The organism is Bacillus sp. ChL18, from assembly GCF_026241425.1.
Lineage (GTDB): Bacteria > Bacillota > Bacilli > Bacillales > Bacillaceae > Bacillus > Bacillus velezensis.
Genome location: NZ_JAPHWE010000002.1, coordinates 834,987 through 857,302, shown reverse-complemented (window position 1 = coordinate 857,302; position 22,316 = coordinate 834,987). Strand labels below are relative to the sequence as shown.

Genomic DNA, 22,316 nt, shown 5'->3' with positions numbered 1-22,316 from the left:
AGCTTTTTATTGTTTTTTTCTGTGCTCTTCATTGAGCTGTTTAATGTGCTGTACCGCTGCTTTGATGCCCTCTTTGGCTTCCGGGCAGGATTCGTTCCAATGCTTTACGTTCAGCAAATATCTAATTATGATCGAAAAGAACAATTGAAAAAAATTCATGAGATCCGTATAGCAAAACGGCTCTAATAGCAGGCTTTTAAACCAACTAAAAACATTAATTTTTAACAGCGTGTCAAAGGAAGCCGGCATTAAACTAACAATCGCAAGTACCCACCCCGCAACAAGTGAAACGGGAAATGAATGTAAGCAACAAGGAGCCTCCTCATTACATCCCTAAAAAGAAAACATCAAAAGCTGAAGAAGGGGTGTCCTTTTTCTTATGCCGCTAACGGTGCAGTTGAGTAAAGGGTAAAAATTCAAAAAAGTAATGATGAAATCCTTTAATAAACTTTAAACATTTCATAGTTATCTTTATAGTACGACATAATAAAGTCACGAAAATTTCTTACCGAAGAAGATAACAGCTTATGTCTCATCCAAGATAAGCCGACTGGATATGAAGCAGAGTGATCAGTCACTTTTATAAAATTCAGCCCTAATGTTCTGCAAACTGAAATGGGAAGCAACGCCACACCTTGATCCAGCTTTAAAATCTCGACCAGTAAATGAGAATCTGCCTCAAACGCAATATTTGGGGTGAAACCAGCTTTCTCACAAAGCGAGGCTGTAAAACCGCTATACTCTTCATTATTAGCAAGGGTAATAAATGGTTCATTGGCGACAAGGCGTAAAGAAATTTCTGTTTTACCCGTAAATCGGTGGTTTGAGGGCAAAGCCAGAACAATATCTTCATTTACCAGCACACAACTCTCTATCTCTTCATCTTGAATCGGATGACCTGTTATTCCTAAATCAATGTCCCCTTTTTTTAAACTTGTTATGATCTCGCTTTTAACTCCGATTGCTTGGAGAATTTTTGATTGAGGGGAGCGGTTGATATATTCACTCATCAGTCCTGCAAGGAATCTTGGATTGGAAATAGATATTCTTATCTTGTCAGAAATTTGATGTTCCTCCAATTGAATTTCTGTTTGTGCATTTTCAATCTCAGTAAAAATCCTGTTTACATGTTTTAAAAGAATTTTCCCTGCTGAACTCAGCTTAATATTTCTGCCTTTTCTCTCAAACAAAGTTGTTTCCAGTTCATTCTCAAGTCTTTTTATAGTGAGACTTAAAGAAGGCTGGGCAATCTTTAATTGTTCTGCCGCTTTAGAAATATGTTCAGTATAGGCAACTGTCTGAAAGTATTTTAGCTGCAGCAATTCCATCTGTCTGCACCCCCCTCATTTATTTCAATAAATATATATATACCTTATTATGTATTGGATTAAATGTAAATGCGAATGTAAGATAATAGCATAGTTAAATTGAAAAAACATAAAAAAGAAAAAGAAAGGGGTCTCATACTATGAAAATTGATGTGAATAACATTGTTAAAAATTTAAACACACCTTTAACATCACCTGCTTACCCCGTGCCAACCTATAAATTTGTTAACCGGGAATATCTTAATATTATTTACCGAACGGATGAAAAAGCTTTACGTGCGGCAGTGCCAGAACCTCTTGAAATTACTGAACCTTTAGTGAAATTCGAAGTGATGTGGATGCCCGATGTTTCCGGACTTGGTGCCTATACAGAGGCAGGACAAGTCATCCCTGTCAGCTTTAATGGTGAAGAAGGAGATTATGTACATTCTATGTATGTTGACAATTTCCCGGCTATTGCAAGCGGACGGGAACTTACTGCATATCCAAAGAAATTGGGTGCCCCTAAGCTGTATATAGACTCTGATACTCTTGTTGGCACATTGGATTATGGCAGTCTTCGTGTGGCAACTGCGACTATGGGATATAAACATTTCGAAATGGACAAGGAAAAAGCGAAAAGGGAAATTTGCCGACCTAATTTTATGGTTAAGATTGCTACTGATTACAATGGTGATTTAAGGGTTTGTGATTTGGTGCGAACGCAAATAACGAATATAGAAGTTAAAGGTGCCTGGACTGGACCGGCGCGGCTTCAATTATTTGAACATGCTCTGGCACCTCTTGCAGATTTGCCTGTATTAGAAGTCGTTTCAGCATCTCATATCCTTACAGATTTAACCTTAAATGCAGCACAGCCGGTTTATAACTACTTAGAGGAAAAATAAGGAGACGTTTACAATGAGAATTGCAGTTTTAGGAGCAGGTTCTTTAGGAACCATAGTTGGAGCATATCTGTCTGCTGGCGGAATGGATGTAGAATTGATTGATTCGTACAAAGAACATGTAGATACTCTAAATCAAATAGGTGCTAAAGTAGTTGGTACAACGGAATTTCAAGCAAAGGTGAAAGCCATTACCCCTGAAGACAAGTCAGGCAAGTATGATTTAATATTACTTCTGACGAAACAATTATATAATGACTCCATTCTTAAAGAGTTGCTGCCTTTTTTAAAGGAAGACAGTGTAGTATGTTCCTTGCAAAACGGTATACCTGAACAGAAAGTTGCTTCGATCGTTGGTGATGAACGTGTTATTGCAGGTTCTGTTGAATTTGGTGCTACGTTTATTGAGCCGGGCGTATCCAGACTTACAACTGAGTATACTCAATTTAAAGAGTACGCTTTTCAAATTGGAGAATTACATGGTGAAACAACAGAAAGAATCCTGCGTATTAAATCGGTTTTAGACCTTATCGGCGGAACACATATTTCCGATAATTTAGTTGGAACGAAGTGGTCAAAATTACTTATCAATAATGCATTCAGTGGTTTATCGGCAGCATTAAACGGAGAATACGGTGATATTCTTGACCATGAAATCGGCATTGTCAGCGCAGTTCATATCGCAGATGAGACGATTAAGGTTGGACACGCCAATGGTGTCAAATTTGCGAAAATGGGCGGCCTTGATTTAGAATCTTTGGAATTAAGAAGTGAAAATGAGATTCCTGAACGGATCCAAACATTTAGGGCAGCCATGGAACCATCCAGGCTTTTAAGAGCAAGTATGCTCCAGGATCTTGAGAAAAAACGCAAAACTGAAATTGATTATATTAATGGAGTTATTCCCAAAATGGCAGAAGGTACTGGCATTTCAACACCTTTTCATGATTTGGTTGTGGCACAAGTCAAATGTGCCGAGGAATCCCAAACAGTGCCCAATTTTGATACAAATATAAAAGCATTTGAAGAGTTATTACGTAGCCGAAAGGAAATGTGATATATAGGAAAGAGAGAAAGGGATTGCTGCGGCGGTCCTTTTTTCTTGGTTCAGCAAGCGGAAGAAATATACGTAAACAAACGGGTGCATTAGTTACATTAAAGTTCTTCGCCTATGAATTGAACGAAGCCTTTATTGATTCCTTTTCAGCAAAAAAAGCTTCCGGCACCTCTCTTTGATGCCGAAAGCTTTTTTATTGTTTTTTTCTGTGTGCTTCATTGAGCTGTTTAATATGCTGTATCGCAGCTTTGATGCCCTCTTTGGCGTCCGGGTAGGATTGATTCCAATGTTTGACGAGCGGAGGCATGCTTTTTGCGATATGTGTATACAAAATCCACTGCCTGACTTCTTCCTTTACATCCGGGTTTGTTTCGCCAAGCAATAGTTCCGTGTATTTCTCAAGCAGGCCGTCCAGCTGCTGCTGCAGTTTCTCTTCCATACCGTTCCCTTCCCTTTTTCATGATTATGACAATCGGGCGGTGAGGGCCGCTTCCTGCACGATACATCTGCCGCGTCCGTGCGGAATGCAAAGCGGCGTGCCGAACAGCGGGTCTTGCGTTACCTGGCAGTTCATCGCAAAGACCTGCTGTACAAGCTCGCAAGTGATGACTTCTTCGGGACGGCCCTCTGCGTAAATCTGTTTATCCTTAATGGCGACCAGATAATGGGCATAACGGCATGCCAGATTGAGGTCGTGCAGCACCATGACGATTGTGCGTTTTTCTTTTTCATTTAATTCAAACAGCAAATCAAGAATTTCAATTTGATGCGTCATGTCGAGATAAGTTGTCGGCTCGTCAAGCAGAATGATATCCGTATCCTGAGCGAGTGTCATCGCAATCCATGCGCGTTGGCGCTGTCCGCCTGACAAGGAATCCACAGGACGGTCGGCCATTTCCTCAAGCTTCGTCGCTTTAAGCGCTTTTGCCACTGCGTCTTCGTCCTCTTTGGACCATTGCTTCAGCCAGCTTTGATAAGGGTATCTTCCCTGCTTCACAAGCTGATGCACCGTCAGGCCTTCGGGAGCTGACGGACTCTGCGGCAAAATAGCGAGCTCTCTTGCCACTTCCTTCGTCGGAAGCTTAGCGATGGCTTTTCCTTCTAAAAGCACAGAACCGCCCCTCGGTTTCATCAGCCGGGCCAATGAACGTAAAAGCGTCGATTTTCCGCAGCCGTTGCTTCCGATCAATACAGTGATTTCGCCTTTTGGAATCGCGACATCCAATTCGTCAATGATAACAGTTTCTCCGTACCCTAAGCTCAGCGTCTCTGTAGAAATTGCACTCATACCGCTAACCGCTCCTTTTTTGAGTTTCCCAACACTATGTATATAAACAAATTGCCTAAACATTCAACGTGAGATCATGATTATATTGTAACAGAAATTAATGACTCTGAATATCATTATCAATTAGTTTTGGGCAAAAAAGCAGCGGACGGCGGTTATTTTTTTATTTCCGTCATTTCTCCATCGTTCTTTTTCAGTTTCAGATAAAAATGGTCATAGCGGCTGTCCAAATTAAAAGCCGAGAGCACCTGCCGGACGACCTCGCTTTCCTGCATCCGGCTGTTTACGGCAAGTTCTCCGAGGATCATCTTCATTTCATCAAGCGCTTCCTCGCCCTCTCTGTGAACCCCTGAGAGCTTGTCCCGGATGTCTGCCTTTTCATGACCGCCTTTTCTCTCATACAAACCTTCATAGCGGTTATGCTCCCCGGCTCCGTAGTTGACGCGAAGGGAAAAGCTGCTGTAAGGAACCGGCTTCGCGGATGACACGGGTGTGCTGTCTTGCTCCGCTTCCCGTTTTTCTTCATTCAATCGGCAGCCGGCAATCAGCATCAGCGTAAGACATAAAACGCCCGCCGTCCTGAACCATTTCATGCGATTCACTCCCATTCCATTCCGATCGTTTTTAGGTATTTCCAAGGGAGGCGGCTGTCATTCATTAAACAAAAAAGAACCGGAGCGGTAACACTCCGGCCGGTTCATCTCAAGATTATCATTCAGTCAGCTCTAAAAATTCCTGCACATCCTGTACGGCAAGGCGGACCGCGTCTTCCCAAAACGACCGTTCCGTCAGATCCGCTCCAAGGTGCTTCATCGCCAAATCCTCAACAGTCATCGAAGCCGTGTCACACAAAAGCGCGATATATTTTTCTTCAAAATCCGCTTTTTCCCGAAGAGCTCTTGCATATATTCCAAGCGAAAATAAATAACCGAACGTATACGGAAAGTTGTAAAACGGCACTCCCGTAATATGAAAATGCAGTTTTGACGCCCAGAAATGAGGGTGGTATTCCCCTAATGAATCGCAAAACGCTTCTTTCTGCGCCGCTTCCATCAGTTCATTCAGTTTCTCAGCCGGAACGACGCCCTGCTTCCGCTCTTCATAAAAACGCGTTTCAAATAAAAATCTCGCATGAATATTCATAAACATGGCTACGCTTCTTTGAATTTTATCTTCAAGCAAGAACAGCTTTTCATCCTTTGTCTCCGCTTGTTTCAAAGCGGCGTCGGCGACGATCATTTCCGCAAAGGTCGAGGCTGTTTCAGCCACATTCATGGCGTAGGCTCTGTTCAGCTGCCTCACTTGAAGCATGGCCTCCTGATGGAACGCGTGACCGAGCTCATGCGCCAGCGTCGATACATTCGAAGCGCTTCCGGAAAACGTCATAAAAATCCGGGATTCTCCGCTGTCGGGAAAACTGGTGCAGAAACCGCCGACCCGTTTGCCGCTGCGGTCTTCCGCTTCTATCCACCGATCGCGGAACGCTTTTTCCGTAAATGCGGACAGCTTTTTGCCAAACGTCGAAAATTGGCTGACGATCAGATTAGCCGCTTCATCATATGTGTATTCTTTCGGAGCCTCGCCGATCGGTGCGTCCACATCATACCAGTTCAGCCGCTCAAGCCCTAAAAGAGATGCCTTTCGATTCAGGTATTCGGCAAAAGGCTTTTTATGATCGGTAATGACCTGCCACATGACATCCAGCGTTTCTTTTTTCATCCGATTGATCGCAAGCGGCTCTTCCAAAGCGCTTTTCCAGCCCCGCGCTTTATAGATTTCCGTGCGGAAGCCGGCCAGATGATTCAGCGTGCTGCCGAAAAGCTCCTCTTCTCCTTTCCACGCTTCATTAAGCTCTTTGAACACTTGATGTCTGATGCGGCGATCCGGGTGCGCCATCATATTTTCCGCTTGACCGACCGACAGCTCTTTACCCTGAAATGGAATCTTCATTCTGCCGACAGCCGCATTATACAGGTCGCCCCATGCGTGATAGCCGTCAACGGCCAGGCCTTCAATCAGCCTTTCTTCTGAAGCGCTGAGCTTCTCTTTGACCCGGTCTCTTCTTTCATTTAAAACATATGTGAGATCCTGAAGTTCCGGTTTTTGCAGCAGCTCCTCCCAGACCCGCTCGTCAATCCGGGCAAGTGTATCGTCAAGGGTGACCAGAGCTGATTTAAAATCACTGCTCAGCTGATTGATCCGCGCCCTCCATTCATTCGCTTTCTGATCATGAGTGTTCTGAGCCTGAAGACAGCCGACGAACGCTCCCGCCTGCCTGATCATGATCGCTGACCGTTCAAACCTATCAATCAGATTGATCAGCTCCCGGCTTTCATCCGCATGCGCCGGAACTGTAAATGCTTCAACCGCATGTTGAAAAGCGCTTAGATGCTTTTTGAGCTCTTGTATGTATTGCTGAAACTCTTCCGACCGGCTCCCGCCCTCAAAAATGGAGTTTAAATCCCATGTTTCCTTCAATCCCTCTAATGCCATCTTTTCTTTACCCCTTTCTATCCGAAGCTGACTCCATTATAAAACAATTCTGACATATTTCCGAACGATTTCTCCTTCTTTCCGCGAGATGATATACACTAAAAGATAAGCACAAACGGGGAGGATTATAAGATGAACAGAAAAATTGCCATTGTAACCGGCGCGACGAGCGGATTCGGGCTGCTGACAGCGCTGAAGCTCGCCCGGTCTTATCATGTCATCGCAACAGCCAGACAGCCGGAGAAAGCTGAAATACTGAAAGAGGCCGCCGCTCAAGCGGGTGCATCCGAACATGTTACGGTCGTTTCTTTAGATGTGACAAATGAGCAGTCGGTGTCTGACTTCGGGAACACCATCAGCGGTTTCGGATCGATTGACCTGCTCGTCAATAACGCCGGCACTGCGTACGGGGGATTTATTGAAGATGTGCTGATGGAACATTACAGACAGCAGTATGAAACGAATGTATTCGGTCTGATTCACGTCACAAAAACCGTGCTGCCTTATATGCGAAAACATGGCGGGGCGAAAATCTTCAATATCAGCAGTATCAGCGGACTGACCGGTTTCCCGGCTCTATCTCCGTATGTCTGCGGTTGAGGGGTTTACAGAGAGCCTGCGCCTCGAACTGCTGCCTTTAGGAATTGATGCCGCTTTAATAGAACCGGGCTCCTATAAAACGTCTATTTGGGAGACGTCTCTCTCCAATCATCTTACGGCACCCGGCAAAGATTCGCCTTATTACCGCTATTATCAGCAAATCGAAGCTTACTTCAAAGCCAACGCATCCAAAAGCGGCGATCCTGATGACGTAGCGGAGCTGATTTATCAATTGGCACAAAGGAAACGGCTGAAGAAACTGCGGTATCCGATCGGCAGGGGCGTTAAGCTGGCATTGGCTTTCCGCTCACTCTTCTCGTGGTCCGCCTGGGAATCTGTTGTGAAGAAAAAGCTGTTCACTTAAACCTAAATTATAATTATTATAATTTAGTATTGATTTTTATTTGATACGTGGTATAATTATATTAACAGATCACAGGGAGGACGATGAATATGAATACACAAAACGCGAAAAAAACTGAAACTCTTGTTGAGAAATCAATGAACACACAATTATCAAACTGGTTTATCCTTTACTCTAAACTGCACCGCTTCCATTGGTATGTAAAAGGCCCTCACTTCTTTACGCTTCATGAAAAATTTGAAGAACTGTATAACGAAGCGGCAGAAACGGCGGATGCCATCGCAGAGCGTCTTCTGGCCATCGGCGGACAGCCTGCGGCGACTTTACACACTTACCTTGAACAAGCTTCCATTACGGATGAAGGCCAGGAAAAAACGGCTTCCGAAATGGTGGAATCACTGGTTCAAGACTATAAACAAATCAGCCGCGAATCAAAATTTGTCATCGGCATCGCCGAGGAACAAAATGACCCGTCAACTGCCGACCTGTTTGTCGGATTAGTTGAAGAAGCGGACAAGCATGTGTGGATGCTGTCAGCCTACTTGGGAGAATGACGAAAAAAGCTGAACCTCAGTTGAAGGTTCAGCTTTTTTTATGCGTTCAGCTTGCGCTTTCGGTTTGTTTCGTTAATGTGACGTTCAGCGTCTTTTTGCTTCCGCTTCTGATCACTTGAACAGTCGTTTTATCGCCGATTTTCAGCTGGTTATATAAGATCTGTCTGATATCGGCGCTGCTGCCGACATCTTTGCCGTTCAATTGTACAATGACGTCATTTGATTTGATGCCCGCTTTCGCAGCCGGTGAGCCGGATTGCACCTCTTTTACGTAAACACCCTTAGACAGCTGGTCGCCGAACAGTCCGAGCGTGTTTTCCTGATAGGTTTCCGGCACTTGCGACATATCAATCATCTGCACACCTAAAAACGGGCGCTCGACTTTTCCTTTTGCAAGCAGCTGGTCGACTATCGGTTCTACATCATTGCTCGGAATGGCAAAGCCGAGTGACTCCACGCCGCTTTCACTGACTTTCATGCTGTTGATCCCGATGACCTGGCCGCTTGAGTTGATTAACGGGCCGCCGCTGTTCCCGGGGTTAATCGCCGCATCCGTCTGAATCACGTTCATTTCCACTGTGCCTTGGGATGTATCGGCGTCTACCGTTCTGTTCAGCCCGCTGATGACACCTTGTGTGACGGTGCCGGAAAACTGCTGGCCGAGCGGGTTGCCGATGGCAATCACTTTATCGGCAATGCGGAGCTTGGAGGAATCCCCGAAGCTGGCTGCTTTTTTCACATTGGACGAGCTGATTTCCAATACAGCCAAGTCGCTGATGGCATCCTTTCCGACAAGCTTTGCCGTTTCGGTTTTCCCATTGTAAAGAGTGACCGACAGTTTGTTCGCCCCTTCTACGACATGGTTGTTTGTAATGATGTACGCTTTTTCGCCGTCTTTTTTGAAGATGACGCCTGACCCCGTTCCGCTTTCCGTTTCAGAGCTTGAACCGCCGTCAAGTCCGAACTGGCTGCTTTGCGAAGCTTGGTAGTTGGACACTCCCACAATCGCGGGCTCCAAATCTTCCACCATATCCGCTATGCTTGAGGTATTTTTCAAAGGCGTTGACGTAAAATTCGAAGACTGAACTTGTTTCGTATCAGAAACGGCTTCTGTCTTATGCTGCTCACTCGGCAGGTTCGGCACAATGCCAAGCACGAGGCCGCCGCCGATAATACCGCCTAAAACCGGGCTCAGCCAAGCAGCTCTCCGTTTTTTTTCTTTTTTCACGGCAGCCGTTTTTTCAAATTCCGTACCGGCCGCCGTCTCGTTTTCCGCTTTCGAGACGGGCTCTTCAAGCAGCTCGGGCTCCTGATGGCTGATCCGCTGCTGTTCATTTCTGTTTTGTTCCGTATGTGAAAGATCTGACTGATCGCGGCTTCTGCCGTCATCTCGATGATCATTCATATTCACGCACACTCCTTCAGCATGTTTTCATTCTATCGATTACATATTCATCGCATGTACAAATTCTATTGTCCCAATAATAAGGAGAAAAGCAAAGCTCCAAAACAAAATGTGTTTGAACATGTTATCTTCCCCGCTTTTTTTCTTCCTTTCTTCCCTTATACACATCATAAACAAACATTGTGGGATAAAAATGAAAAGAATATGTGAAATTATGAAAATGCGGCTTGAGTGTGTTAAAACTAGTATAATGACGTTGAAAGGATGTGAAATGCCTTGTCATACACCATTTATCTAGTTGAAGATGAGGATAACCTGAATGAACTGCTCACAAAATATTTAGAGAATGAAGGCTGGAACATTACATCTTTCACAAAAGGCGAAGATGCCAGAAAGCAGATGCAGCCGTCTCCCCACTTGTGGATTCTTGACATCATGCTTCCGGATACGGACGGCTATACATTGATAAAAGAAATAAAAGAAAAAGATCCCGATGTGCCGGTCATTTTCATTTCCGCGCGGGATGCCGATATTGACAGAGTCCTCGGGTTAGAGCTTGGAAGCAATGATTATATCGCCAAGCCTTTTTTGCCGAGAGAACTTATTATACGGGTCCAGAAGCTGCTCGAGCTCGTGTATAAAGAACAGCCCGCTCCAAAAAAAACCGGCATCACCGTTTCTTCCTACAATGTGATCGAAGATGCCCGAGAGGTTTATGATGAAACCGGCAGCCTGGTCAATTTGACGTCTAAGGAATTTGATCTGCTGCTTTTATTTCTTCACCATAAAGGACACCCCTTTTCCAGAGAAGATATTCTGCTGAAAATATGGGGCCATGATTATTTCGGCACTGACCGGGTGGTCGATGATCTTGTGCGGAGGCTGAGAAAAAAAATGCCCGGGTTAAAGGTTGAGACCATTTACGGATTCGGCTACAGGATGATGACGTCATGAAAAATAAGCCGCTTGCTTTTCAAATATGGGTGGTCATCTCAGGCATCCTCTTAGCCATTTCGATTCTGCTTCTCGTGCTGTTCTCAAATACGCTGCGTAATTTTTTCACGGATGAAACGTATACGACCATTGAAAATGAACAGCATGTACTGACGGAGTACCGGCTGCCCGGATCGATCGAGCGGGGATATTACAGCGAGGATGCGACCGCTCCGACGACTTTCCGATCCGTTCAGCACGTTCTTCTGCCTGAACGGGAGGAATCGGCCAGTGACAAAGACTTGAACTACTTTTCTTCTTCCTTTATCCATAAGGTGTACAAGCTCGCGGGCCGCCAGCACAGCGTCACGAAACGATACAGCGCGGACATCAGCGGTGAAAAAGTGTTTTTCGTCATTAAAAAAGGCCTCACCATTAACGGCCAGGATGCGATGATGCTGTCTTACGCCCTTGATTCTTATCGTGATGATCTGGCATTCACCCTGTTCAAGCAGCTGCTCTTTATCATTGCCGGCGTGATTTTGTTAAGCTGGATTCCGGCGATTTGGCTTGCCAAATATCTCTCGCGCCCGCTCGTTTCCTTAGAGAAGCATGTCAAACGGATTTCAAAACAGGATTGGGATGATCCGGTCATCGTCGACAGAAAAGACGAAATCGGAAAATTAGGCCATACCATTGAAGATATGCGGAGCAAGCTGGTGCAAAAGGATGAAACGGAAAGAACACTCCTGCAAAATATCTCTCATGATTTAAAAACGCCTGTCATGGTGATAAGGGGCTATACTCAATCAATAAAGGACGGGATTTTTCCTAAGGGGGATCTGGAAACCACAATTGATGTCATTGAAGGCGAAGCAGAAAAACTTGAGAAGAAAATTAAGGATTTATTATATTTAACGAAGCTTGATTATTTAATGAAGCAGCGGGTGCACCATGAGACATTTGACATTGTGAAGGTCACGGAAGAAGTCATTGAACGGCTCAAATGGGCCCGGAAGGAATTATCGTGGACCGTTGAAACAGAAGATGCATTAATGATGCCCGGTGATCCGGAACAATGGAGCAAACTTCTTGAAAACATTCTCGAAAATCAAATCCGCTATGCAGAGACGGCGATTCACATTCGGATCAGCCAAAATCAGCAGCAGATTGTCATGACGGTTGAAAATGACGGGCCTCCGATTGAGGATGAGATGCTATCCAGCTTGTACGAGCCTTTTAATAAAGGGAAGAAAGGCGAGTTCGGCATAGGACTCAGCATCGTAAAACGGATTTTAACCCTGCATAAAGCATCAATTTCAATTGAAAATGACCAATCGGGTGTAATCTACCGAATTATCATACCAAAGTAGACTGTAGTGTTTCATTGCAGTCTTTTTTTATGTGAAGGAGTAGCCGTTAAAATCTCTGTAGTTTGTTTTCAGCGGTTTTTGGCATTGATGAACCCATTTCTTTTCACAAATTGTCTTTTTCGGATATTTCACCTTTTCGACTTTAATTCCTCTGTTTCGCAAGCGGCTGATCATTTCATCTAATTCTTTCATTTTCAGATTCACCCTTTCGCCAGAACTTTGACCATTCGGTCAGCTCACTTTATAATATAAATAAAACAAAACAAAAAAACAAGTTACAATCAGGTTAAATTTACGGAATATCAATATGACCATATAGTCATACATGAGAAGCACAAGCCAGCCTCCTGGCTCCGAAAGGGTGGAACCATTGAAGGAAAAAGAAAAGCTGATCATTGAAGCAGCAATAAAACTGTTTGCCCGAAAAGGGTACAAATCTACATCGGTTCAGGAAATCGCCGATGAATGCAAAATCTCAAAAGGCGCTTTTTATCTTTACTTTCCTTCCAAAGAAGCACTGCTTCTATCCATGCTGAATTACTACTATGATAAAACGTTTACCCGAATCACGACGATCCAAACGGAGGGTGACAGTCCGAGAGCCGCTTACCAAAAACAGCTTGCGGTGTTTTACGAATCGATTCTCGCCCATCAGGATTTTATTACCGTGCAGATGAAAGACGGTTCACTTCCTTATACCGAGGAAGCGGCGCAGTGCGGAAAGAGAATCCGCCGGTCGATCCTGCAGTTTCATATCGACAGTCTTCTTGCTATTTACGGAGAAAAAGCTGAACCATATACAGCCGAGCTTTGTTTTTTAATAGAAGGAATCAGTCAGATGTATCTTGAATATCTCATTCTGACCGGCCGGTCCGTACAGCCTTCGCTTCTGGCAAATACCGTGATTCACAGAATTGATGACATCGTAAACGGAATGGCGGACAGACATGATGAAGCGTTTATTTCTCTTGATGAGGCAAGCTCACTGTTTGGGCCCCTTCATAACGGGCAGCCCGATCCTTTAAGTCAATCGATCTTGCAGACCCTCCGCACGCGCATCGGCACGATGGACAAGGCGCAAGCATCTGAATTCACCGAGAGCTTGGATATTCTGGAAGCGGAAATGAAGAAAAAGTCGCCGAAACCGGCAATCATCAAAGGAATGATTTTGAATTTGAAGGAATCCGACCTGCTGGCTGAAGATGCAGAACAGCTCAGATTTTTACTGAAACAGCAGTTTATTTAGAAGAACGGCCGCAATGACTGCAGCCGTTCTTTCTTTTTATGCTTTCGGGTGCACCATATCTTCCGGACGCACCATTTCATTAAATTGTTCTTCTGTCAGAAGGTTCAGCTGTAATGCCGCTTCTTTCAGCGTCAGGCCTTCTTTGTGGGCAAGCTTGGCGATTTTCGCGGCGTTTTCATAACCGATGTGCGGGTTAAGCGCCGTAACAAGCATTAATGAGTTAGAGAGATTTTCCTGAATCGTCTCTTGGTTCGGCTCAATACCGACAGCGCATTTGTCATGGAAGGAATTCATTCCGTCACTGAGCAGCTGCACGGTCTGAAGGAAGTTATAAATGATAACCGGTTTGAAGACATTCAGCTCGAAGTTTCCTTGGCTGGCTGCAAATCCGATTGTCGCGTCATTTCCCATCACTTGAGCGGCGATCATTGTCAGCGCCTCACTTTGCGTCGGGTTGACTTTGCCCGGCATGATAGAGCTTCCCGGCTCATTTTCAGGAATGACGATTTCGCCGATTCCGCAGCGCGGGCCGCTGGCCAGCCATCTGACATCGTTGGCAATCTTCATCAGGTCGGCAGCCAATGCTTTTAACGCGCCGTGAACGTGAGTGATTTCATCATGGCTTGTGAGCGCATGGAATTTGTTAGGCGAACTCTTGAATGTCTGCCCCGTTACTTTTGTGATTTCTTCCGCGACGAATTCACCGAACTGCGGATGGGCGTTGATTCCCGTGCCGACTGCCGTGCCTCCGATGGCAAGCGCGCGGATTTTTTCCGTTGACTCAAGAATCATTTCTTTCGAACGGTCAAGCATGTATACCCAGCCGCTGATTTCCTGTCCGAGCGTCAGCGGAGTGGCGTCCTGCAAATGCGTCCGTCCGATTTTCACAATATCCTGATAAGCTTTCGCTTTTTCATCAAGCGTCGCGCGCAGCTGATCAAGCGCCGGAACGAGCTGCTCATATACGGCAAGAACCGCCGCAACGTGCATCGCCGTCGGGAATGTATCGTTTGAGCTTTGGCTGCGGTTAACGTCATCATTCGGATGAATCTTCAGCTCGGATTTTTCTTTCAATAAAGCAGTCGCGCGGTTGGCCACCACTTCATTCATGTTCATGTTGCTTTGCGTGCCGCTTCCCGTCTGCCAGACAACGAGCGGAAAGTTATCGTCGTATTTGCCGTTTAAAACATCGTCACATACAGCGGCAATCGCCTGTGCTTTTTCAGACTCTAAGTTGCCGAGGCGTTCGTTCGCGATCGCTGTGCTTCTTTTCAATATTGCAAACGCCTTCACAACACGCTGAGGCATTTTTTCTGAACCGATTTTGAAGTTCTCTTTGCTGCGCTGTGTCTGAGCGCCCCAAAATTTATCTGCCGGAACTTTAACTTCTCCCATGGTGTCTTTTTCAATTCTGTAGTCCATTTATGTATCCCTCCATAACAGTTGCTTCACCCTGAGTATTATTCGCCAGTAACAGATGAAACCCTTTTTATTTTTCGGCCTTGGCCGTTTTTAATTTCAGCTCAAGATAGACGCGCGAATCCTTTGAGTATTTATACTTCGGATTTGTTTTACGGTATTCTTTCGACGTGTAAGCCACTTCGTAATGCGCTTCAAATGATTTGATGAGCTGTTCAATTTCTTCGGCATTTCCTGCCAGTCTGACTTGTGCCACATCTCTCCTCCGCTTTCATAAAAAAACTTGTACCATTAAATACTTTATCATAGTATATCATTTTTTTAACAGGAAAAGATAACCTCAATTAAGGATTGGAAGGCGGGTGACTGTCGATGGCGCAATCGGAATTCAAGGAATACATACACGTTAATCTGGCACTGGTGCTTCCCCACGTAGAGCAGAATGATGACCTGGTTCAAAATAAAAAGATGCTTCCGAACGGGCTTGTTTTTTATTATATGTATCTGAGTGAAATGAACGACGAAGACAAAATAAAAGAAGCGATTGAAACGCTGCTTCGGGAGGAAGACACTCTGACGCTGGATACGGTGGCGAAACGTCTTGATAAGATCGACGCCCGTCCCGTCTTTACGTCGAAGGAAGCCGTCATCTCCATTCTGCGGGGAAAATGCGCCGTGTTTATTAACGGACTTGACAGCGTATACATTTTGTCCACGGGAAAAAGAGAAAAAAGAAGCGTGAATGAACCCACATCCGAAAAGGTCGTAAGAGGTCCGAAAACCGCCTTCATAGAAGATTCTGATACAAACGTCGCCATGATCAGGCAGCGCACGAACCATCCGAAGCTGAAAACGAAAAAGGTTCCGATCGGAGAAAATAAGTTAAAATACGCCACGGTCATGTACATAGATGATAAGGCGGACCCGTCTGTCGTCAGCGATGTTGTAAAGCGACTCAGCGAAGTGAAGATGGACGACATCCAGGATTCTGGAACGCTTGAGGAGCTTATTGAGGATAATAAGTATTCGCCCTTTCCGCAAATACAAAATACGGAACGGCCTGATAAAGTCTCTTCCGCCTTGTTCAACGGCCGCGTCGCCATCCTTGTCGACAACTCGCCGTTTGCGCTGGTGGTTCCGGCTTCTTTAGGAATTTTAATGCAGTCTCCCGATGATTATTATGAACGGTGGATTTCCGCCTCGCTTATCCGGGCGCTGCGGTTTACGTCTATTTTTATCACGCTGTTTTTTTCGTCCATTTATATCGCCCTCGTTTCGTTTCACCAAGGGCTGCTGCCGACGACGCTCGCAGTCACCATCGCGGCGAACAGAGAAAACGTTCCCTTCCCGCCTATCATTGAAGCGATGGTAATGGAAATTACGATAGAGCTGCTGAGAGAAGCGGGCTTGAGGCTTCCCAGCCCGCTCGGCCAGACGATCGGATTGGTGGGCGGAGTCGTCATCGGCCAGGCTGCCGTTGAAGCGAATATTGTCAGCTCCATCATGGTCATCGTGGTCAGCATTGTCGCGCTCGCTTCATTTACGGTGCCGCAGTACGGGATGGGTCTGTCATTCCGTGTGCTCCGTTTCATTTCGATGTTTACCGCGGCAGCTTTCGGGCTGTACGGCATGATTTTATTTATGCTGGCGATCTACACTCATTTATCGAGACAGCGAAGCTTCGGTTCTCCGTATTTCTCGCCGAATGGATTTTTCAGCTTAAAAAACGCAAACGATTCTATTCTCCGTCTCCCTATTAAAAATCAACCAAAAGAGGCGAAAAACATAAATGAGCCAGAAAACAACTCACAATAAGCTTACAAGCTATCAAGGGACAGCATTGATTTCAAACACGATGCTCGGCGCGGGACTCCTCACCATGCCGCGTGCGCTGTCAGCAAGGGCAAATTCGCCGGACGGCTGGATCGCGTTATGTCTGGAAGGCGTCATCTTTATCTTTTTGATTTATCTCAATACGCTCATTATGAAAAAGCATCAGTACGGATCATTATTTGATTATATGAATGAAGGACTCGGCAAATGGGCGGGAAATATCGTCAATCTTATGATCTGTCTCTATTTTATAGGAGTCGCCAGCTTCGAAGCCCGGGCGATGGCGGAAATGGTCAAGTTCTTTTTATTGGAAAGAACGCCCGTGCCGGTCACGCTGTTTATCTTTATCGCCTGTTCCGTTTATTTAATTATCGGCGGCATGAGCGATATCGGCAGGCTCTTTCCTTTCTATTTAACGATTACGATCATTATTTTGCTGGTGGTGTTTTCTTTCAGCTTTAAAATATTTGATCTGGACAACCTGCGGCCGGTGCTCGGGCAGGGATTTTCTCCCGTTATGGCTTCCTTGACCGTCGTTTCTGTTTCCTTCTTGGGAATTGAGATTATGCTGTTTCTCCCCGAGTACCTTCAAAATAAAAAGCACACATTCCGCATGTCAGCCATGGGCTTTGGCATCCCGATTATTTTATACATCATTACCTACGTTCTCGTCGTCGGCGCCTTAACCACCCAAGATGTCAAAACAATGATCTGGCCTACGATCGCGCTCTTTCAATCATTTGAAATCAAAGGGCTTTTTATTGAAAGGTTCGAGTCCTTTTTGCTTGTTGTCTGGATCATCCAATTTTTCGCCACCTATGTCTCGTACGGGTATTTCGCGACATCTGGCCTGAATAAAATTTTCGGGCTGAAGCAGAAAAAAGGGATTATCTTCGTAGGGATTGCGACATTCTTCGGATCATTGATGCCAAAAGACGGCAACAAGCTGTTGATGTTCAGTGATATTCTCGGCTATATCTTCTTGGTTTTCTTTTTGCTGCCTTTACTGATGTTTGGAGTCGTCGCTGTGAAAAGGAAGGTGAAAAAAGCGCAATGAAGAAATACATCGTAATCTTTCTTTGCTCATTGCTTTTGACGGGATGCTGGGACAGCCGCAATATAGAAGACTTGAGCCTCGTTATCGGAGTCGGGCTCGATAAACCTGAGGAAGAAAACGTGGAAGTGACGCAGCAGATTCTGATCCCGCAAAAAGCAAGTTCCCAGCAGTCGACATCAAGCAATCCGACAAAGGTGACTTCCACTTCCGGGGAAACCGTTCACCAAGCCTTAAGGACGGCATCGTTAAAAAACCACCCCGCTTTCTCTCAGCACTTGCGCATCATGCTGTTTTCCGAAGCGCTGTTAAAGGATGACATTCCGCTTGACGCATTGATGAACCAATTTATCAGAGACAACGGTACGAGAAGAAGCTGCAATGTGATGACGGTGCCGGATAAAACGAAAGATATTTTCAAAATCAGTGACCAGGGAGAACCTGCGTCAAATACGATCTATGACTTAACGGAGAATAATTCGGTCACCATCCGGATGATGGAGCCCGTGACATTGGGGGAAATATCAGAGAAAATCGCCAAAGGCGAGACCTTTGCCCTTCCTCAAGTGCGCCAAGTGGGCAGCAGACTGGAAATCTGGGGCGCTACCATTATTAAAAATAAATTCTGGTATGCTAATTTAACGCCTTTACAAGTCCAGAATATGAATCTGTTCACAGGCACGGTAAAGGGAGGCGTCACGTTTGCAAAGCATGACAATTATTATTTATCCTTCGAGGTATTTTCCAGCAAATATAATGTAAAAACAAAATATAAAAATGGAAAATTCAAGTTTATCGTCACCCGGTTTGTTGAAGGCCGTCTGTCTGAGGATTGGAACCCGAAAGAAGATTCTTTCAAGGAGTCCTATATAAATGAAATCAAAAACGCGGTAAAACGCAGCATTCATTCAGATGTCATGGCATTCATTGATTACATGCAGCATGAGTTGAAAGTGGATATTACCGGGTTAGGCGATCAAGTCCGGATTCATTATCCCGATAAATGGAAAAAGGTATCCTCTGACTGGGATCATCATTTCAGTGAATCGGATATTGAATACAAAGTCAAAGTCGCCATCAGGGATTTCGGAACAAAGGGAATGTCCCAATGACCCCGCCCCTCGGGAGAGTGTGCTGGCGCCGCTCTCCTTTTCTTATGTCACGAGATGATTGCGGTGGGCATATACGGCTGCCTGCGTGCGGTCACTGACATCAAGCTTTGACAATATATTCGTAATGTGGGTTTTCACCGTTTTAATCGTAATGAACAGCTCTTCACCAATCTCTTTATTCGTCTTGCCTTCTGCGACGAGACAGAGGATTTCCAGTTCTCTTTTTGTCAGTGTTTCATGCGGAAGCTGATTCTCTGAATGGCGCAGCCTTGACAGCACTTTTCCCGCCACCTTCGATTCAAGCTTCGGTTCGCCCTTGGCAGCCGCTCTGATGGCTTCGGCTATTTCTGCCGCCTTGGACGTTTTCAGCAAATAGCTGAGCGCTCCCGCTTCGATCACCGGATACACTTTGTCGTCATCAATGAAGCTCGTCAGCACGATGATTTTCGGGTCATCGAGTTTCGAGCATATCTGTTTTGTCGCTTCGATGCCGTCCATGCCGTCCATGACAAGGTCCATTAAAATCACATCCGGCAAAAGCTCTGCGGCCAGATCGACGCCCTGCTGCCCGTCTGATGCTTCACCGGCGACTTCAATGTCCGGCTGTGCTTCTAAAAATGCGGCCAGACCCATCCTGACCATTTCATGATCATCAATCAGTAACACTCGAATCACTGTCGTTCTCTCCTTTTGTTTTCTGATAAATCGGGACTTTCACGTCGATCTGCGTGCCTTTTCCCTTTACGGAGATAATTTCCGCTATGCCGCCGATTTCACTCGCTCTTTCCTTGATGGAATGCAGGCCGTATGAAGATGCTTTCACTTGATCCATCGTAAAACCCGCCCCGTTATCAATGACTTTAAGCTGAAGTTTTTGATGTTTCGCGCCGAGCCTGACGGTGACCTTGGTCGCCTTTGAATGTCTGAAGACGTTGGAAAGCGCCTCCTGCACGATGCGGAACAGATGGTCTTCAACGCCTTTTGACACACCCGTATCGCTGATGTCCCACTCAATATCCAGCGGCTGCTTCGCTTTGAACTCTTTTAACAGCTCAATCAGCCCTTCTTTTAAGCCTTTTCCTTCTAAAGTGACGGGCCGCAAATGCAATAGCAGCGCTCTCATCTCGTTTTGCGCTTCCCCCGCCATATGTTCAACCATGCGAATCCGTTTGACGATTTTGTCATCCGCATCTTTCACCTGCTCTAAGACGGCGGATGTCATCATAGAAATGGCAAAGAGCTGCTGGCTGACGGCATCGTGCAGATCGCGCGCCAGCCGCTGGCGTTCTTCAGTGATGACCGATTTTTTCATTTGATCCTGCCATTCCGCCCGTTCGTTGGAGAGCTTTTGCAGCGATGTGACCTGGAGCTCGACCCGCTTGGCCATTTCGTTGAGCTGATCTGCCGCCAGACCGATTTCATCATCGCCGAGCGGCGGCACCCGATAAGCAAAATTGCCGTTTTCAAATTTCAAAACCGCTTCAATCAGTGTATCCATCCTTGTTTTCAGGCGGCCGCCGTATACATAACCGGAAATCAATCCCGCCGAAAGAGACGCCAGAAGCAGGATGACCACAAACGGAATACCGAACCAGCCGGAAGAAAACAGCAGCATCGGGTCAAGCCCGTAATACAGCAGCATCAGCGTAATAAACACCGCGCAAAGGAGCAGACTGAGTCCCGCGGTCATCCGCATGGCGCGCCACTGAATATTGGCGAGTAATTTTTTCCTCATAAATACTTCACATCCACATCGCCGATGAATAACGAAATTGAAATTTTAATCCGCCGCGGCGAGTCGCCGTACTCAGACGAAACTTTATACAGATTCGGGCTCATGCCGCTTTTCTTAGAGCCGAGCAGGTTCATATCGCCGATAAAAGCCGATGAACTGACGGACACTTCGATATCCGGCGGGACGTACACATCAACGTTGCCGATGACACCGCTGATGGTCATCGTGCTTTCTCCTTCGGGAATCATCGCTTTTGACAAATCAATTTTCACATCGCCGATGAATCCGGAAACATTTAAATCATTCAGCTCAAACGGGTCCTTCATCATCCGCAGCTCGCCGATAAAAAAGCTGCGGAGGTCCGGCTGTCTGCTTTCCGGCTGGGCGGAAGGCTTTGGCTGCTCTTCTTTTTCAAGATTGATTTTCTTCTCTTTATGTTCATGCACGCGCTTTCCTTTCAGGAGCCTGTAGCCCGCGTAAATGAGAAAGGCCGCGAAGGCATAGCCGAACAGGTTAAAGGTGGCGCTGAACAGGTTCCTCAAAAATAAAAAAGCGGCGAAGATATACAGGACGGAGCCGAGCCAGCCGCGGGAATATTTATTAAAAATATAGCCTGTGATCAGAAAAAAGAGCGGCCAAAACAAGAAGTCGCCGATGCCGATAATACGCAAAAACATGCTGACGCCTAATAAGGCGATGATAAGTCCGAGAATCTGTTTTTTTGCCATCAGCTGCTTGCCCCTCCTTTCCTTGACTATTGCAGTGCAATATTGCCGCTCGTCACTTTTATATCAATCGGCCTGGCGCCGCTGCCTTTCATGCCGGTAAATGCCCCGCCTTCCTTACTCGTTTTCTCAAAGGAATAAGACGGCCGGATCCTTCCGCTTGCCGTCTCGGCGTTCACCGTAAAACTTCCGTCTTTCGGCAGGCTGATCGCTGCGCTGCCGCTCGCAAGCCTGACGGATACGGGAGCATCCGCCGTCTCAAGCGAGGCGTCGACACTGCCGGAAGCCACCCGCACGTCAAGGGCGCCCGCCACATGTTGAAGCCCGACATGTCCCGAGGATAAGCGGACAGCCCCCGTTTTTGCCGCAAGGCCTGCTGCTGTGAGATTGCCAGACAGTCCCTTCGCTTCAAACACATCCGTCTTCACGTGCTTCAGCGACATGTTCCCGCTTACAGAACGGACGCCGAGGTGCGCAAGAGACAGCCCCTTGTTTCCGTCAACGGCAATGCTGCCGTTTGACGTATGGACGGTGATGTCCCGATGATAATCATACGGAATGCGGACAATCAGCAGAGGACGCTGAAAGAGATTCAGAAATTGGAACCCTTTCTCCTTCGCTTTGAGATTGAGGGTCTTTCCCCTGTTTTGGACAAACATTTTCCCCGCCGGTCCCGTCATGTTTGCCGCGATATCATTCCGCGCTTCCGCGATGATTTTCACATCCGTCTGTTCCGATGAAACGGACAGGCTGTTGACGGCACGCGGCGGTATGCTTGCCGACTCCGCTTCTGTTTCGTACAGCGGAAAAAAACGCCCGGCAAACACTTCTTTCACCAAAAACAGACAGCAGATCAGAACGGACGCCGCCATCAGTCCTTTGGCAATCTTACGCTTCATTACGTTCCATCCTT

The 22,316-nt window shown here is 46.1% G+C and carries 21 protein-coding genes and 3 pseudogenes; 10 read left to right on the top strand and 14 right to left on the bottom strand.

Features of this window, described 5'->3' with window-relative positions; all coding sequences use genetic code 11:
- Nucleotides 1-6: 6 nt before the first annotated feature.
- Nucleotides 7-108, bottom strand: a pseudogene (locus OQ477_RS15320) (DUF2573 family protein); the annotation flags it as partial.
- Between the two features lie 332 nt (nt 109-440).
- Nucleotides 441-1,328, bottom strand: a complete 888-nt coding sequence (locus tag OQ477_RS15315) for a LysR family transcriptional regulator (RefSeq protein WP_265973062.1) — start codon at nt 1,326-1,328, stop codon at nt 441-443.
- Between the two features lie 140 nt (nt 1,329-1,468).
- Between OQ477_RS15315 and OQ477_RS15310 the strand changes: the two genes are divergently transcribed.
- On the top strand, nt 1,469-2,215 hold the full coding sequence (locus tag OQ477_RS15310; protein WP_007613633.1) for an acetoacetate decarboxylase: 747 nt from the start codon (nt 1,469-1,471) through the stop codon (nt 2,213-2,215).
- A gap of 13 nt (nt 2,216-2,228) precedes the next feature.
- Nucleotides 2,229-3,269, top strand: a complete 1,041-nt coding sequence (locus OQ477_RS15305; RefSeq protein WP_265973059.1) for a ketopantoate reductase family protein — start codon at nt 2,229-2,231, stop codon at nt 3,267-3,269.
- Nucleotides 3,270-3,462: 193 nt separating this feature from the next.
- Here the strand turns inward: OQ477_RS15305 and OQ477_RS15300 are convergent.
- The 4 genes and pseudogenes from OQ477_RS15300 to OQ477_RS15285 form a co-directional block, all read right to left on the bottom strand.
- Nucleotides 3,463-3,730 (bottom strand): annotated as a pseudogene (locus tag OQ477_RS15300) (YusU family protein).
- Nucleotides 3,731-3,732: 2 nt separating this feature from the next.
- On the bottom strand, nt 3,733-4,557 hold the full coding sequence (locus OQ477_RS15295) for an ABC transporter ATP-binding protein (RefSeq protein ID WP_012118397.1): 825 nt from the start codon (nt 4,555-4,557) through the stop codon (nt 3,733-3,735).
- 155 nt (nt 4,558-4,712) lie between these two features.
- Nucleotides 4,713-5,150, bottom strand: coding sequence for a YusW family protein (locus OQ477_RS15290; RefSeq protein ID WP_101669747.1), 438 nt, complete (start codon nt 5,148-5,150; stop codon nt 4,713-4,715).
- A gap of 118 nt (nt 5,151-5,268) precedes the next feature.
- Complete coding sequence (locus OQ477_RS15285; protein WP_265973057.1) at nt 5,269-7,050, bottom strand: M3 family oligoendopeptidase; 1,782 nt, start codon at nt 7,048-7,050, stop codon at nt 5,269-5,271.
- Between the two features lie 132 nt (nt 7,051-7,182).
- On the opposite strand from OQ477_RS15285, the pseudogene OQ477_RS15280 reads away from it, so the two are divergent.
- Nucleotides 7,183-8,014, top strand: a pseudogene (locus OQ477_RS15280) (oxidoreductase).
- An 89-nt stretch (nt 8,015-8,103) separates the two neighbouring features.
- Nucleotides 8,104-8,568, top strand: a complete 465-nt coding sequence (locus tag OQ477_RS15275) for a Dps family protein (RefSeq protein WP_007410071.1) — start codon at nt 8,104-8,106, stop codon at nt 8,566-8,568.
- Nucleotides 8,569-8,614: 46 nt separating this feature from the next.
- Here OQ477_RS15275 and OQ477_RS15270 read toward each other — a convergent pair whose 3' ends face one another.
- Nucleotides 8,615-9,973, bottom strand: a complete 1,359-nt coding sequence (locus OQ477_RS15270; protein ID WP_265973056.1) for a S1C family serine protease — start codon at nt 9,971-9,973, stop codon at nt 8,615-8,617.
- 276 nt (nt 9,974-10,249) lie between these two features.
- On the opposite strand from OQ477_RS15270, the gene OQ477_RS15265 reads away from it, so the two are divergent.
- Nucleotides 10,250-10,927 carry a response regulator transcription factor gene (locus tag OQ477_RS15265; RefSeq protein ID WP_007613651.1) on the top strand — a complete coding sequence of 226 codons (678 nt, stop codon included), beginning with the start codon at nt 10,250-10,252 and terminating at the stop codon, nt 10,925-10,927.
- Nucleotides 10,924-12,279, top strand: a complete 1,356-nt coding sequence (locus OQ477_RS15260) for a sensor histidine kinase (RefSeq protein WP_032876591.1) — start codon at nt 10,924-10,926, stop codon at nt 12,277-12,279. The genes OQ477_RS15265 and OQ477_RS15260 overlap by 4 nt, the downstream gene beginning before the upstream one ends.
- Before the next feature lie 27 nt (nt 12,280-12,306).
- Here OQ477_RS15260 and spxO read toward each other — a convergent pair whose 3' ends face one another.
- Complete coding sequence (gene spxO, locus OQ477_RS15255; protein WP_007410067.1) at nt 12,307-12,471, bottom strand: anti-adapter protein SpxO; 165 nt, start codon at nt 12,469-12,471, stop codon at nt 12,307-12,309.
- A gap of 178 nt (nt 12,472-12,649) precedes the next feature.
- Here spxO and OQ477_RS15250 point away from each other — a divergent pair, with 178 nt between their 5' ends.
- Entirely contained in the window at nt 12,650-13,525 is an 876-nt protein-coding gene (locus OQ477_RS15250; protein WP_017418948.1) for a TetR/AcrR family transcriptional regulator, read from the top strand.
- Between the two features lie 36 nt (nt 13,526-13,561).
- Here the strand turns inward: OQ477_RS15250 and fumC are convergent, their stop codons facing one another.
- Nucleotides 13,562-14,947 (bottom strand): class II fumarate hydratase, encoded by a 1,386-nt coding sequence (gene fumC, locus OQ477_RS15245; RefSeq protein ID WP_265973055.1) that lies wholly within the window; start codon nt 14,945-14,947, stop codon nt 13,562-13,564.
- 67 nt (nt 14,948-15,014) lie between these two features.
- A complete protein-coding gene (locus OQ477_RS15240; RefSeq protein ID WP_003151806.1) occupies nt 15,015-15,200 on the bottom strand; it encodes a YvzF family protein in 186 nt (61 codons plus the stop codon).
- A 116-nt stretch (nt 15,201-15,316) separates the two neighbouring features.
- On the opposite strand from OQ477_RS15240, the gene OQ477_RS15235 reads away from it, so the two are divergent.
- The 3 genes from OQ477_RS15235 to OQ477_RS15225 are packed head-to-tail and all read left to right on the top strand — an operon-like array spanning nt 15,317 to nt 18,943.
- Nucleotides 15,317-16,759 carry a spore germination protein gene (locus tag OQ477_RS15235; RefSeq protein WP_007613662.1) on the top strand — a complete coding sequence of 481 codons (1,443 nt, stop codon included), beginning with the start codon at nt 15,317-15,319 and terminating at the stop codon, nt 16,757-16,759.
- Nucleotides 16,734-17,834 (top strand): spore germination protein, encoded by a 1,101-nt coding sequence (locus OQ477_RS15230; RefSeq protein WP_265973054.1) that lies wholly within the window; start codon nt 16,734-16,736, stop codon nt 17,832-17,834. The genes OQ477_RS15235 and OQ477_RS15230 overlap by 26 nt, the downstream gene beginning before the upstream one ends.
- Complete coding sequence (locus OQ477_RS15225; protein ID WP_265973053.1) at nt 17,831-18,943, top strand: Ger(x)C family spore germination protein; 1,113 nt, start codon at nt 17,831-17,833, stop codon at nt 18,941-18,943. The genes OQ477_RS15230 and OQ477_RS15225 overlap by 4 nt, the downstream gene beginning before the upstream one ends.
- A 42-nt stretch (nt 18,944-18,985) precedes the next feature.
- Here OQ477_RS15225 and OQ477_RS15220 read toward each other — a convergent pair whose 3' ends face one another.
- From OQ477_RS15220 to OQ477_RS15205, 4 genes are read right to left on the bottom strand one after another with little or no spacing between them, the layout of a single operon-like run.
- A complete protein-coding gene (locus OQ477_RS15220) occupies nt 18,986-19,618 on the bottom strand; it encodes a response regulator transcription factor (protein ID WP_265973051.1) in 633 nt (210 codons plus the stop codon).
- Complete coding sequence (gene liaS / locus OQ477_RS15215) at nt 19,596-20,678, bottom strand: two-component system sensor histidine kinase LiaS (protein WP_003151796.1); 1,083 nt, start codon at nt 20,676-20,678, stop codon at nt 19,596-19,598. Before liaS ends, OQ477_RS15220 begins: the two co-directional genes overlap by 23 nt.
- A complete protein-coding gene (gene liaF, locus OQ477_RS15210; protein ID WP_038459783.1) occupies nt 20,675-21,406 on the bottom strand; it encodes a cell wall-active antibiotics response protein LiaF in 732 nt (243 codons plus the stop codon). The genes liaS and liaF overlap by 4 nt, the downstream gene beginning before the upstream one ends.
- 26 nt (nt 21,407-21,432) lie before the next feature.
- The gene (locus tag OQ477_RS15205; RefSeq protein ID WP_265973048.1) at nt 21,433-22,302 is read right to left on the bottom strand and encodes a DUF4097 domain-containing protein; all 870 of its coding nucleotides are present in this window, start codon (nt 22,300-22,302) and stop codon (nt 21,433-21,435) included.
- Nucleotides 22,303-22,316 lie beyond the last annotated feature (14 nt).

What these genes read in the sequence shown, in the direction of transcription:
- OQ477_RS15315 (WP_265973062.1), bottom strand. Translation starts at nt 1,328, where the DNA reads ATGGAATTGCTGCAGCTAAAATACTTTCAGACAGTTGCCTATACTGAA.
- OQ477_RS15225 (WP_265973053.1), top strand. Translation starts at nt 17,831, where the DNA reads ATGAAGAAATACATCGTAATCTTTCTTTGCTCATTGCTTTTGACGGGA.
- OQ477_RS15230 (WP_265973054.1), top strand. Translation starts at nt 16,734, where the DNA reads ATGAGCCAGAAAACAACTCACAATAAGCTTACAAGCTATCAAGGGACA.
- liaF (WP_038459783.1), bottom strand. Translation starts at nt 21,406, where the DNA reads ATGGCAAAAAAACAGATTCTCGGACTTATCATCGCCTTATTAGGCGTC.
- OQ477_RS15205 (WP_265973048.1), bottom strand. Translation starts at nt 22,302, where the DNA reads ATGAAGCGTAAGATTGCCAAAGGACTGATGGCGGCGTCCGTTCTGATC.
- OQ477_RS15285 (WP_265973057.1), bottom strand. Translation starts at nt 7,050, where the DNA reads ATGGCATTAGAGGGATTGAAGGAAACATGGGATTTAAACTCCATTTTT.
- OQ477_RS15235 (WP_007613662.1), top strand. Translation starts at nt 15,317, where the DNA reads ATGGCGCAATCGGAATTCAAGGAATACATACACGTTAATCTGGCACTG.
- liaS (WP_003151796.1), bottom strand. Translation starts at nt 20,678, where the DNA reads ATGAGGAAAAAATTACTCGCCAATATTCAGTGGCGCGCCATGCGGATG.
- OQ477_RS15275 (WP_007410071.1), top strand. Translation starts at nt 8,104, where the DNA reads ATGAATACACAAAACGCGAAAAAAACTGAAACTCTTGTTGAGAAATCA.
- spxO (WP_007410067.1), bottom strand. Translation starts at nt 12,471, where the DNA reads ATGAAAGAATTAGATGAAATGATCAGCCGCTTGCGAAACAGAGGAATT.
- fumC (WP_265973055.1), bottom strand. Translation starts at nt 14,947, where the DNA reads ATGGACTACAGAATTGAAAAAGACACCATGGGAGAAGTTAAAGTTCCG.
- OQ477_RS15295 (WP_012118397.1), bottom strand. Translation starts at nt 4,557, where the DNA reads ATGAGTGCAATTTCTACAGAGACGCTGAGCTTAGGGTACGGAGAAACT.
- OQ477_RS15260 (WP_032876591.1), top strand. Translation starts at nt 10,924, where the DNA reads ATGAAAAATAAGCCGCTTGCTTTTCAAATATGGGTGGTCATCTCAGGC.
- OQ477_RS15290 (WP_101669747.1), bottom strand. Translation starts at nt 5,150, where the DNA reads ATGAAATGGTTCAGGACGGCGGGCGTTTTATGTCTTACGCTGATGCTG.
- OQ477_RS15305 (WP_265973059.1), top strand. Translation starts at nt 2,229, where the DNA reads ATGAGAATTGCAGTTTTAGGAGCAGGTTCTTTAGGAACCATAGTTGGA.
- OQ477_RS15270 (WP_265973056.1), bottom strand. Translation starts at nt 9,973, where the DNA reads ATGAATGATCATCGAGATGACGGCAGAAGCCGCGATCAGTCAGATCTT.
- OQ477_RS15310 (WP_007613633.1), top strand. Translation starts at nt 1,469, where the DNA reads ATGAAAATTGATGTGAATAACATTGTTAAAAATTTAAACACACCTTTA.